The 12,152-nt window shown below is 37.8% G+C and carries 12 protein-coding genes and 2 pseudogenes; 2 read left to right on the top strand and 12 right to left on the bottom strand.

Annotation, left to right across the window (positions count from 1 at the left end):
• Positions 1-64: 64 nt before the first annotated feature.
• The 5 genes and pseudogenes from NSQ18_RS09435 to NSQ18_RS09415 all read right to left on the bottom strand — a co-directional run.
• On the bottom strand, positions 65-751 hold the full coding sequence (locus tag NSQ18_RS09435) for a head maturation protease, ClpP-related (protein WP_339287813.1): 687 nt from the start codon (positions 749-751) through the stop codon (positions 65-67).
• Positions 720-2,003: a phage portal protein gene (locus NSQ18_RS09430; RefSeq protein WP_339287811.1), complete on the bottom strand. Its 1,284-nt coding sequence runs from the start codon at positions 2,001-2,003 to the stop codon at positions 720-722. The genes NSQ18_RS09435 and NSQ18_RS09430 overlap by 32 nt, the downstream gene beginning before the upstream one ends.
• A 21-nt stretch (positions 2,004-2,024) precedes the next feature.
• Positions 2,025-3,629 (bottom strand): terminase TerL endonuclease subunit, encoded by a 1,605-nt coding sequence (locus NSQ18_RS09425; RefSeq protein WP_339289642.1) that lies wholly within the window; start codon positions 3,627-3,629, stop codon positions 2,025-2,027.
• Positions 3,630-3,754: 125 nt separating this feature from the next.
• Positions 3,755-4,003 carry an alpha/beta hydrolase gene (locus NSQ18_RS09420; protein WP_339287809.1) on the bottom strand — a complete coding sequence of 83 codons (249 nt, stop codon included), beginning with the start codon at positions 4,001-4,003 and terminating at the stop codon, positions 3,755-3,757.
• Positions 3,981-4,064 (bottom strand): annotated as a pseudogene (locus NSQ18_RS09415) (hypothetical protein); the annotation flags it as partial. The pseudogene NSQ18_RS09415 and the gene NSQ18_RS09420, both read right to left, overlap by 23 nt.
• Positions 4,065-4,284: 220 nt before the next feature.
• On the opposite strand from NSQ18_RS09415, the gene NSQ18_RS09410 reads away from it, so the two are divergent.
• Entirely contained in the window at positions 4,285-5,022 is a 738-nt protein-coding gene (locus NSQ18_RS09410; protein WP_339287807.1) for an ISL3 family transposase, read from the top strand.
• 99 nt (positions 5,023-5,121) lie between these two features.
• Here the strand turns inward: NSQ18_RS09410 and NSQ18_RS09405 are convergent, their stop codons facing one another.
• The 5 genes and pseudogenes from NSQ18_RS09405 to rlmD form a co-directional block, all read right to left on the bottom strand.
• Positions 5,122-5,523, bottom strand: coding sequence for an arsenate reductase ArsC (locus tag NSQ18_RS09405; RefSeq protein ID WP_339287805.1), 402 nt, complete (start codon positions 5,521-5,523; stop codon positions 5,122-5,124).
• 17 nt (positions 5,524-5,540) lie between these two features.
• Positions 5,541-6,593: an ACR3 family arsenite efflux transporter gene (gene arsB, locus NSQ18_RS09400; RefSeq protein WP_111921575.1), complete on the bottom strand. Its 1,053-nt coding sequence runs from the start codon at positions 6,591-6,593 to the stop codon at positions 5,541-5,543.
• A gap of 31 nt (positions 6,594-6,624) precedes the next feature.
• Positions 6,625-6,893 (bottom strand): annotated as a pseudogene (gene arsD / locus NSQ18_RS09395) (arsenite efflux transporter metallochaperone ArsD).
• 43 nt (positions 6,894-6,936) lie between these two features.
• Positions 6,937-7,146 carry a helix-turn-helix domain-containing protein gene (locus NSQ18_RS09390; RefSeq protein ID WP_339289640.1) on the bottom strand — a complete coding sequence of 70 codons (210 nt, stop codon included), beginning with the start codon at positions 7,144-7,146 and terminating at the stop codon, positions 6,937-6,939.
• 255 nt (positions 7,147-7,401) lie between these two features.
• A complete protein-coding gene (gene rlmD / locus NSQ18_RS09385) occupies positions 7,402-8,769 on the bottom strand; it encodes a 23S rRNA (uracil(1939)-C(5))-methyltransferase RlmD (protein ID WP_339287801.1) in 1,368 nt (455 codons plus the stop codon).
• Positions 8,770-8,921: 152 nt separating this feature from the next.
• Between rlmD and NSQ18_RS09380 the strand changes: the two genes are divergently transcribed.
• Positions 8,922-9,416, top strand: coding sequence for an HXXEE domain-containing protein (locus NSQ18_RS09380; protein WP_339287799.1), 495 nt, complete (start codon positions 8,922-8,924; stop codon positions 9,414-9,416).
• 150 nt (positions 9,417-9,566) lie between these two features.
• On the opposite strand, the gene NSQ18_RS09375 is transcribed toward NSQ18_RS09380, so the two are convergent.
• Together NSQ18_RS09375 and NSQ18_RS09370 are read right to left on the bottom strand one after the other, a co-directional pair.
• Positions 9,567-10,595: a cytochrome d ubiquinol oxidase subunit II gene (locus NSQ18_RS09375; protein ID WP_339287797.1), complete on the bottom strand. Its 1,029-nt coding sequence runs from the start codon at positions 10,593-10,595 to the stop codon at positions 9,567-9,569.
• Positions 10,592-11,941 carry a cytochrome ubiquinol oxidase subunit I gene (locus NSQ18_RS09370; RefSeq protein WP_339287795.1) on the bottom strand — a complete coding sequence of 450 codons (1,350 nt, stop codon included), beginning with the start codon at positions 11,939-11,941 and terminating at the stop codon, positions 10,592-10,594. The genes NSQ18_RS09375 and NSQ18_RS09370 overlap by 4 nt, the downstream gene beginning before the upstream one ends.
• Positions 11,942-12,152: the final 211 nt, after the last annotated feature.

The following is a 12,152-nucleotide window of genomic DNA, read 5'->3' as shown; positions in this document are numbered from 1 at the left end:
CTGCCTCCCATGCTTTTGCTCTCTTCTCTCGTAATTCTAAAATTTTATTCATATTGATTTCCTCCTAATATTTCAATAAATTAAGCCGCTCATAAAGCGGCTCAACTGATTGTTTTACTTGTGGTTTTTGTATTTTGTTTAACAGTGAATTTGTAACTGCTCGCCTACTAAAAACGAAACTATTTTCAGGTTGGTTTTCATCTTTACCATTTGCGAACATAATGGCATCCGCAAATCCCAGTTCAATTGCTTTATGTGCATTCAGCCACGTTTCAGCATCCATTAATTCCGATAGTTTATTTCTTGATAAACTTGTTTTAATTTCATAAGCGTTAATAATGCTTTCTTTTACTTCATCAAGCATATACACCGTCTTTTTCATTTCTTCACTATCACCAATTGCAACAGTAAACGGATTATGAACCATCATTAGGGACGTTGGTGACATTTGAATTTCAGTGCCTGCCATCGCAATCACAGATGCTGCCGATGCGGCAATGCCGTCAATTTTGACTGTGACATCACCTGGATACTCCATTAACATGTTATAAATTTGTGCAGCTGCAATACAGTCACCCCCCGGAGAATTAATCCAAACTTCGATATCACCTTTGCCTTGCACGAGTTCATCCCTAAAGGCAGATGGTGTGACTTCATCATCAAACCAACTTTCCTCTGCTATTGCCCCATATAAATGAAGGGTTCGTTTGTCAGTTTCATTATTCTTTGTCCAGTTCCAAAACTTCTTCATCTTCGGTTTCCACCTTTTCATATTTCTTTGCAAACACACCTGCGTCTTGGAGTTTCGTCATATTCCCATTGATTAAATATAAATCTCCTCCAAGTTCATCCGGTATTCGGTCTAAATTCTCAAGTTCACGAATGTCATTAGCACTCATCCAGCCATTTTGCCTTGCTGTTGCATAGCCACTCATTCGTGAAGCATAATCACCTCTAAGCAATCCATCTACATTAAATTTCACAAAGTATGCTTTCTTTTCACTTTTAGTAAACAGTGAACGACTAATTGCTTGTTCCCACCGAATAACCCATGGATCAAGTGTGTATTTAACGAATTCTAATGATTGTTGCTCTATATTAGAAAAGCTCGACTTTTCCAAGTCACCGACCATATGTGGTGGCACTCGGAAAATTCGAGCAATCTCGTTAATCTGAAATTTTCTTGTTTCTAGAAATTGTGCTTGATCGGGTGCAATTGCGATTTCTTGATACTTCATCCCTTCTTCTAATACAGCAACTCGATGGGCATTACTTGAACCTTGATAAGCTTTATTCCAACTATCCTTTACTCTTTGGGGGTCCTTGATAGTTCCTGGATGTTCTAAGACACCACCTGGTGCCGCTCCATTAGTAAAAAACTTTGCACCATATTCCTCAGTGGCCATTGCTAGACCGACTGCATTTTTAGCCATCGCAATTGGTGAATATCCAACTAAACCATCAAAACCAAGTCCGGGTATATGAAGTACATCTTCAGCTTTTAATGCAACAGTTGTCTCCTCCGACCCGTTCATTTCTTCAAATGTTTTTGTGTATAAATAATATAAATTACCTCTCGTATCTCTTTCGACTGACATTTTATTTGGCATAAGTGGATAAAGTGCAATAACCTCCCCTTTTCCATTGCGAATGATCTGAGCATACGCATTTCCCCATAATAAAAGATGAGTCATTAATGTTTCTCTAAACACAAATGAACTCATCTCAGGATTTGGTTCGTCATGAAGTAAAAAATATAAGGTATGGGATATTGCTTTTTCCTTCCCACCTGTATCTGTGTACTTATATAAGTGCAGTGGTAAACCTGCTACCGCTTCAGCTAGTATACGTACGCATGAATACACTGCAGTCATTTGCATCGCAGTAAATTCATTAACGGATTTTCCACTACTAGAATTTCCGAAAAAGAAACTATAGTTACTTCCAAATGAATAGTTTTGTGGTTTGTCCCTTGCTTTAAACAAATTTGTAAACCACCGCATATGAACATCACCTCCTTAACGTTAGAACACAATCAATCCTCTACCATCATAAACAGAATCACTTGTTCCGCTTCTTCTTATCGCTCGGTCAAGTGCCATAATTGTTGCCACCGCACCATCAATCTTTTCCGTTGATTTTTCTTTATCTGGTTTAATGTTTCCAGCTGGATCCGTCCGAACATGAATGTTATCCATCATCCAACGTAAAACTGGGTGCCCACCATGCGCTAGCTTTTCTTCTAGTGTTAACTTCATTAATTCTTTTGATGATGGACTCATATCTTTAAATCCCTGTCCAAATGGAACTACTGTAAATCCTAACCCCTCTAAATTCTGGGTCATTTGAACTGCACCCCAACGGTCAAATGCGATTTCCTTAATGTTGTACTTATGCCCTAATTCTTCAATAAACTTTTCAATATAAGCGTAATGAACAACATTTCCTTCCGTTGTTTGCATATATCCTTGTTGTTCCCACACATCATAAGGCACCCTGTCTCTATCTACACGTTGCCTGATGTTTTCTTCTGGTATCCAAAAGTATGGCAATATCACATATTTATCATCTTCATATTCTGGTGGAAAGATTAAAACAAATGCTGTGATATCTGTTGTTGATGATAAGTCCAAACCTGCATAGCACCCCCTGCCAATTAAACTTTCAGGATCAACTGGTAAACCACACCTATCCCACTTTTCCATTGGCATCCATCTGACAGATTGTTTTACCCATTGATTCAGTCGCAACTGTCTAAACAGGTTTTCCTCAGCAGGATTCTGCTTCGCACTTTCACATGCTTGTTCGACCTTCTCAATATCAACTGTAATTCCTAGTGATGGATTTGCCTTCTTCCAAACCTCTGGGTCCGTCCAATCATCATCTTCTTCTGCGCCATAGATAACGGGATAAAATGTAGGATCTATTTTCCTTCCCTCAAGTATATCTTTTGCTTTTTGATGTACTTCATAACATATTGAATGTTGATCATTTCCCACTGTTGTAATTAAGAAGTACAATGGTTGTTTCCTTGCATCTCCTGAACCGTGGGTCATAACATCATATAGCCTTCGGTTTGGCTGTGCATGAAGTTCATCAAATACAACCCCATGAACGTTCAATCCATGTTTTGTATAAGCCTCTGCAGATAACACTTGATAGAAACTACCCAATGGCTTATATATCAATCTTTTTTGTGAAAGAACCGGTTTAAATCGTGCCTTAAGTGCGGGTGATTGCTCCACCATATCAACCGCAACGTCAAATACAATCGATGCTTGTTGCCTATCCGCAGCACATCCATACACTTCTCCACCATGTTCAAAATCACCACATGTTAAAAGTAAGGCAACCGCAGCGGCGAGTTCTGATTTTCCCTGTTTCTTAGCTATCTCAATATAGGCTGTATTAAACTGTCGATATCCATTCGGCTTTATCGTTCCAAACACATCCCGAATAATCTGCTCCTGCCAATCTATCAAGTCAAAGTTTTTTCCAAACCATTCACCTTTTGTATGCTTTAAACAGTTAATAAAGTTTACTGCATGGTCTGCCGATTCTTTGTCATAGTATGATTGTTCCGCTTTAAAAATCGTTGGCTTGTATACTTCTAGTTTTCCGATTACCATCACCTCCCACAAAAAAATATTAAGTTTATTTATGAGATTTTGTACGAACAAAAACCCAGATTATTTTCTGGGCTTCAACAAATTATTTAATTGTTCTACATTTGTGCTCAATTGCAAAATATTATTTATAATGATTGCACAAAAGAAATTAGTAACTCGTTAAATTCTTCATAGTTATCATAATTTGCATTATGCGATGCATTACTTATTTCCTTTAACGGATATCCCGTTTTCTTTGCCCAGTTATGACAATATTTTTTCACGTAACCTGTCTTGTCATACTCTCCATAAGTAATTAAGACTGGACAATTGAACTGCACTTCGTCTTCAATTTTTAAAAATTCATCATAAGCAGATTCTATCTGTCTGCTCACAGGCAATCAGTGTGCTTCCTGAACCACCAAAAGGATCAAGCACGATACAATTAGAAAGGCTTCACTCATCAGCCTTGCAGCATTTAAAGGTGCCTAAGTTGCCATGGAAGCGTCATCACCTTCAAGGTAGAGATATCCGAAAAAGATATTGCGATGAAACATCATGTTTCTCATGCCACTGTCAGTCGTGTCATTGACAGCTTTTATAGCTACTATCAACCAAATGTTCACTACCTTCCAAAGCATTTGTGTTTTGATGAGTTTAAATCGCAGCTGGAGCGATGTCCTTTATTTTCTGCGACTCTGAAACGGGGGAGATTGTGGATATCGTGGAGGACCGAAGATTACATGTCCTCAAAGAGTATTTCTTACGGTATTCCAAGAAGGCGAGAGATGCGGTAAAAACGATTGTCATCGATATGTACAGCCCTTATATTTCCTTAATCCAAGAAGTTTTCCCTAAAGCGGAAATCATACTCGACAAATTCCATATCCTCCAACTATTTAGCAGAGCTTTAAACAAAACGCGCATCAACGTCATGAATCGGGATAAAAAGAATTACAATAAATTGAAAACATACTGGAAGCTCCTTCTGAAAGATCAAACAAAACTTGATTATAAGAACTATACATATCATCGTTGCTTTAAAAAGCATATGTGTGAGGTGGAGATTCTCCACTATCTCATTGATTTAGATTCTGAATTAAAAGCGTCCTATGAGTTATATCAATACGTGCAACATTGCATCAAAATCAAAGACTTTGAGCTCCTAAAGAAAACATTAGAGAATAAACAAAATATCGTTTCCAGCTATATGAAAACCGCCATCAAGACAATCAACAAATACATCAATTACGTCGAGAATACGCTAAAGTACGATTATAATAACGGCATTTTAGAGGGGATTAATAACAAAATCAAAGTGATTAAACGCATTTCTTTCGGTTATCGATCCTTCTATCACTTTAGAAACCGAATATTCATTACCCAAAACTTAGCGAAAATAAAAACAGCTTAGGGGAATCTCGAATTTCCCCTAAGCCATCCGATTACATATTACCAAATAATGTCACTAAAATTTATTCACCAACACCATTTGACAAAGAACCTATAATTATTATGACTTTAGTTTTGCTTTTAACTCTTTTATTTTTGTTTCTATTGTTGATATTACTTTTTTAAATTCCTCATCACTCTTACCTGTAGGATCATCCAGCCCCCAATCTTCCCTGTGTTTACATGGAAGGTAAGGGCATTCCACATTACACCCCATTGTAATAACAATATCTACTGGAGGTATTTCATCAAGCAACTTTGAATATTGAGTTTTCTCCATATCTATATCATAAAGCTCTTTCATTAGGCGCACAGCATCTTGGTTAATTTGAGGTTTTGCTTCTGTGCCAGCAGAGTAGCTTTCAAATACATCTCCTGCAAAGTGCTTACCAAGTGCCTCGGCTATTTGGCTTCGACATGAATTATGAACACATATAAATGCGACCTTTAGTTTATTACTCATTAAGCATTACCTCCTTTCTAGCTTTTTTCTGGAAACCAGTGCCTTGTATTATTCGCTATCTTTACTAATATCAACATAACAGGCACTTCTGTTAGAACCCCTACAATGGTAGCAAGTGCAGCTGGGCTTTGTGTTCCAAACAATGCAATCGCAACGGCAACTGCCAGTTCAAAAAAGTTAGAGGCACCAATCATACCAGCAGGCGCTGCTATCTCATGAGGTAGTTTTATAACCTTGCTTGCTAGATATGCAATGAAAAAGATTAGGAAAGTCTGAATAATTAATGGTATAGCAATTAAAACAATATGAAGTGGATTATTCAGAATTACATCGCCCTGGAATGAAAAGATTATTATTAATGTTAGCAATAGACCTATGGTAGTGATATTCCCAAACTTCGGTATAAAACTCTTTTCAAAGTAATCGAGTCCTCGCTTTTTTGTGATGTAATTACGGGTAATTATACCACCAGTCAGCGGGATAACAACAAACAATACTACAGATAAAACAAGAGTGTCCCAGGGTATGGTTACACCGCCCACACCTAGAAGAAACGCAACTATGGGCGTGAAAGCTATGAGAATTATAAGATCATTTGTTGCCACTTGCACGACGGTATAAGCCGCGTTGCCTTTGGTCAAATAACTCCATACAAATACCATCGCTGTACACGGTGCAGCTCCAAGAAGTATTGCTCCCGCAAGATAGTCTTGTGCCAATTCTGCCGGAATTAGAGATTTAAAAATTACAAAGAAAAACAGCCATGCAATGCCGAACATAGTAAATGGCTTTATCAACCAGTTGGTTATCCATGTAACAAAAAGTCCCTTGGGATTTTTGCCTACATTTCTTATGCTTTGAAAATCTACTTTTAACATCATTGGATATATCATAAGCCAGATTAAAATAGCCATAGGTATTGAAACATTTGCATATTCAAAACGCCCTAAAAACGCTGGGATTCCGGGTAAAAACTTTCCAATCAATACCCCTGCAAACATACATAAAATCACCCATACGGTTAAGTACTTTTCAAAAAATCCAATTCCACTATTTTGTTCCTTACTCATGTTAAATCAATCCTTCTTTCTTTCCAAGCTATCAAAAAATGTAATTAAGTTTTGTGGGATTTGTTGGGTAGCTTTTGGTTTTTACAATTTCACCATCTGCCAGTGTTACAGGAAGAATATCTGCTCCTTCCTTTTGTAGAATTTCACTTATAACTTTATTGGAGAAAAAATCCTGAGGTTCACTTGACAAACCATGCCTTTTTATAATAATCCTTTTTCTTTAAGCGAATTAATAACAGTTGTTACTCTTAACAGCTCTGGGTCATTAGATGGTCCACAAACTCCTGTCGAGCAACACATTGCTGGGTCAAAAATCTCAATATTTTTCATTACTAAATCCTCCTTAACAACACTGATTATCAGATTTTTTATTTTTGCTCTTTTTACAAATACAATCTTCTTTATCGTTTGTTATGCATGTAAAGAAAGCTATAACCTCATCCGTTTTTTCTTTGTTTAATGTATATCTCATCCAAGCCCCATCACGTACTGCATTTACAAGACCGCTTTCAGATAATATCTTCATATGATAACTAAGAGTGGATTGAGAAATACTTCGCTTGTGTAAAAGGATTTGTATACTTCTGAATTACTTGTCCTATGGTATCTTTTTAATTATCTATCCTGCCTTCTCAACCCCTATAAAAAATCTAACCTATCAACTCAACCCCTATCACTTTCATGGTAGTTGACATGTTTCCTCAAAGAATAAAAATAAGGGTTTCCCGACATTAACGTCCTCGTCAAAGATGTCATGAGAAAAATTCAATGTCAGGAAACCCTTTATCTATAAGTGCTTAAAGTATCTTTATTTCTCAACCCTTGACATCAATACTACGCACTCCACATGCGTCGTCTGCGGAAACATGTCCACTGGGGTAATCTCCATCGTTTTATATCCCCCGTCTTCCAAAATGCGCAAGTCCCGCGCAAGGGTGGAAGGGTTGCAAGATACATAGACTACCCGTTTTGGTTTGTATTCGATAATCGTGTTGAGCAATGCCTGGTCGCAGCCTTTGCGTGGTGGGTCGACAACGAGGACATCCGCTCTTTTTCCTTCGCTATACCAACGAGGGATTACTTCTTCTGCAGGCCCTGCTTCAAAATACGTGTTTGTAAAGCCATTGAGTTCAGCATTCCGTTTTGCATCTTCTATCGCTTCTTCCACAATTTCCACACCCATCACTTGTTTCGCTTTTTTGGCTAAAAACAGCGAAATCGTTCCGATACCGCAATAGGCATCAATTACTGTTTCTTCACCCGTTAACCCTGCATACTCCAACGCTTGATTATATAATACTTCTGTTTGTACAGGATTCACTTGATAGAAGGAACGAGCAGAAATTTCAAATCGGATATCGCCGATTGTATCTTCTATTGTCTCTTTCCCCCAAAGCGTCATCGTTTCTTTTCCTAAAATGACATTCGTTTTTTCGCTATTCACGTTTTGAACGATGGACGTCACATTCGGAATAAGCTTTCGAATTACTTCGACTACTGCATTCTTTTGAGGGAACTTACGATTTTTTGTTACGAGCACTACCATGACTTCTCCAGTTTCTCTACCCACTCTTACAATCACATGACGGAGCATTCCTTGATGAGTCGTTTCGTTGTAAGGTTGAATGCCGATTTTTTCTAACTCTTTTTTCAAATTGGCCATGATGATATCCGCCTCACTCATATGAATGAGGCAGCGTTCCATATCGACGATTTGATGGGTTCTCGCTTTAAAGAAACCTGCAATTGGACCTGTTTCACTCATAGCAAAAGGAATTTGCGATTTGTTGCGGTAATTCCATGGATGTTCCATTCCTTTGATTGGTCGTACTGGTGCATCAATTTTTCCAATGCGTTTCATGACATTGCGAACCATGTTTTCTTTCCATTGCAACTGGGCTTCATAAGATAAATGTTGCAATTGGCATCCACCGCATTTTTCAAAGTAAATGCAAGGCGCCTCTACCCTGTCCGGTGAAGGTTCTTTCAATTCTACGATTTTTGCAAAACCATAGCTTTTTAGTGTTTTCAACACATGCACTTCCGCCGTTTCTTTCAAAAGCGCTCCATGAATAAATAAAGGATACCCATCCACCTTCCCCACTCCAAGGCCTTCATGGGTTAAATCTTCTATATAAACCGTCACTCGATCATTTTTATTTACGGGTGCTGTCATACATTCCGCCCTCCATTTCGTTTTTCTTTGTCGTACGGAGAAATCAAACAAATATTATTCTACCTCAAAATAGAAAATGGATATATTTATATTTCAACTTTTTTCGAACCGCTTGTAAAATAGAACTAACAATATGTATCGGGTGGATGATGATGGACTTTTATCTTGTCGCATTGTTTTGTTTTGCCATTACCCTTCATAACATGGAAGAAGCCGTTTGGTTGCCGAAATGGTCACAACAAGCTTCGAAGTTTCATAAACCCGTCACCCCAAGTGAATTTCATTTTGCAGTGTTTGTCATTACTATGCTGGCTTATTTATCCGCATTTTATTTTTTCTATAAGCCGGCATCAGAATTGGCAAAATGGTTTTTCATCGGATTTTTAGGTTCCATGATTGTGAATGCGATTTTTCCGCACCTTATAGCAACGATTTTAATGAAAAAGTATGCACCGGGACTTCTCACTGGTTTATTCCTAAACATTCCAATCAATTCATTCATCATCGTTCAAATATTCCAAAAAAGTTATTTTACATGGAAAGAGCTTATCATATCAACCATTGTGGTTGGAACTCTTTTATTGTCACTGATACCGTTATTATTTAAAGTGGGAGGAAGAATCGCTTCTTCCCGTGAACAAAAATAAAATACTCTCGCAGCTGCGCGAGAGTTTATTTTTCTTCTTCCCTAACCCCTTTATCTAGTGGCGCTGTGAAAAAGGCAATAATGAGAGAAAGTAGAACCGTCAAAAACGGCGCTACAAATATCATGAATTCATTCATGGCAACCCCTCCTATTAGGCATGAAAATCCTTTTGATTCCCAGTAAGGTATTCTTTATTAAATAAAAACAATCGAAACAGTAAATAGAGTGACGGAATAAGCAAACATAGTCCCGCAATAAAGGCAATCACAAGAGAAATGGCCATTTCTTGATTCGTAAACCCTTCATAGATTGTTAAATACGGATAGAGTAAATATGGATAATGGGAAATACCGTATGCAAAAAATGCAAATAAGAATTGAAGAATCAACAACCCCACTGAAAGCCCTAGCCCCCGTTTCTTCCAAATCAGCCAAACCGTCATCAAAAATAACATCGCAGAAATGCCAAACATCGGCCAAATGGAAATCATATTTCGAAATCGGTCCGGGTTATGCTGTTGCATTTGTATGATGATTGCAACGGCCATAAAAATTAACGGTCCTGCCCAAATGAGCGCATACTTTCTCATTAATTCATGAGCTTCCCAATCTTGCGCTTTCCATGCATACCATGTTAAAAACACGGCAGATATATATAACACACTGGCAATACTTAAAAGAACGATGCTCCAAGTTAAGGGACTTGTAAACAAAGCCCAAAAATCTAACTGAGGGCGATCATTGATTATCTCAACAAATCCACCTTCTGAAATCGTCAACACAACAGAAAGTGATGAAGGAATGAGTAAGCCTGATACTCCATAAGCAAATGCATAACCTTTATGGCCTCTTGATCCGTACGATTCAAAGGCATAATATGAACCTCGTACCGCTAATAAAATGATTGCGATACTTACAGGTACAAGCAATACCGTTCCGTAATAGAAGGCAGTTTGCGGAAAAAATCCAACTATGCCGACAAAGAAAAATACTAAAAAAACATTCGTCACTTCCCATACAGGGGATAAATATCGTTGAATAATATTCGATAAAATATGTGATTTGTTCGTTAATAAACTATAAGCGTTAAAAAATCCTGCTCCAAAATCGATTGAAGCGACAATGACGTACCCGAAAAGGAAAATCCATAACACAATAATTCCTAACACTTCTAGATTCATCGTACGCCCCCTTCCACTTCAGCCATTCGGTCTTGGATCTCCTGTTCAATTGGGTTAGCACGGTACATTCTACTTAATACGACAATGCTTCCAATTCCTAAAACGATGTACAAAATACAGAATAAAATAAACATCATATCGACATGTTCACTCGTTGTAGCTCCTTGTGCAGTTCGCATATATCCTCTTAAAATCCATGGCTGTCTCCCTACTTCTGCAAGCCACCAACCAGTTTCTATCGCAATAATGGATAATGGTCCTCCTAAAACGGTCAACCATCTGAACCATGCCTTTTTAATGAATTGCCATCCTCTCCATACACCAGCAACATAAAGTATTGAAAGTAACGTCATAAACATTCCAATAAATACCATGATATTAAACAAATAGTGGATATAAAGCGGAGGAATTTCATCTTCAGGAAATTCATTTAGACCAATCACTTCTGCCATTGGATTTCCATGAGCTAATATGCTTAAAGCGTAAGGAATTCGAATGGCAAGCTTTATATTTTCCTCTTGATCCATAAATCCTAACAATATAAGTGATGCTGCTTCTTCTGTTTCAAAATGCCACTCTGCAGCAGCCAATTTTTCAGGTTGATATTCTGCTAGAAACTTTCCTGAAAAGTCCCCAATCACCGCTGTAGCAATCGAAAAGATTAGTCCCAATTTCATCATCAAAAACAACGATTTTTTATAATAGATGTGGTTTGAACCTTTAAGTAGACGAAAAGCGGCAATGGATGCTAGTAAGAAGGCGGATGTCATATAGGCAGAGGCTAATACATGGGCTACTTTTGTTGGCATTGATGGGTTAAACATCGCAACAAGCGGTTGAATATTTACTAGCTCCCCATTTACCAATTCAAATCCTTGTGGCGTATTCATAAAAGAATTCACAATGGTGATAAACACTGCAGACATCGATGCACCAATCGCCACAGGGATAAGGAGCAGCATATGTTTTGTTTGATTATCAAATCGATCCCACGTATATAGATAAATTCCTAAAAAAATAGCTTCAAAGAAAAAGGCGAAAGTCTCCATAAACAATGGTAACGCAATCACTTGTCCAGCCAATCGCATAAAGTTAGGCCACAACAGTGATAGTTGCAACCCAATTGCCGTCCCTGTCACGACGCCAACTGCAACCGTAATGACAAACCCTCGTGTAATACGCCTTGCAAGCAAAATATAATGCTCATCATTATTTTTCATCCCTACCCATTGAGCAATCATAATCATAAGCGGAACGCCGACTCCAATGGTTGCATAAACAATATGAAAGGATAATGTTAATTCCGTTAACATTCGACTCCAAAACACAGCGGACTCGTTCATCAAAAGTCATCCTCCTAACTACCGAAAATCCTTCCAATCATCGAAAGAAACATAATGATAGCCACACCAAAAGTTAAATACACCAACCATTTTTCTTGCTTTTTATACATTTCATATAAACTCCTTTCATCTCCAGTTATTTTGTGTAAATAAAAAAAACCTATGCAAATGCTTATGTAACATGCATTTGCATAGGTGTAAGGACTCTTAGCAC

This window comes from Ureibacillus sp. FSL K6-0786, from assembly GCF_037965165.1.
In the GTDB taxonomy this organism is placed as follows: Bacteria; Bacillota; Bacilli; order Bacillales_A; family Planococcaceae; genus Ureibacillus; species Ureibacillus thermosphaericus.
This window is presented reverse-complemented; position numbering and strand designations above follow the sequence as displayed.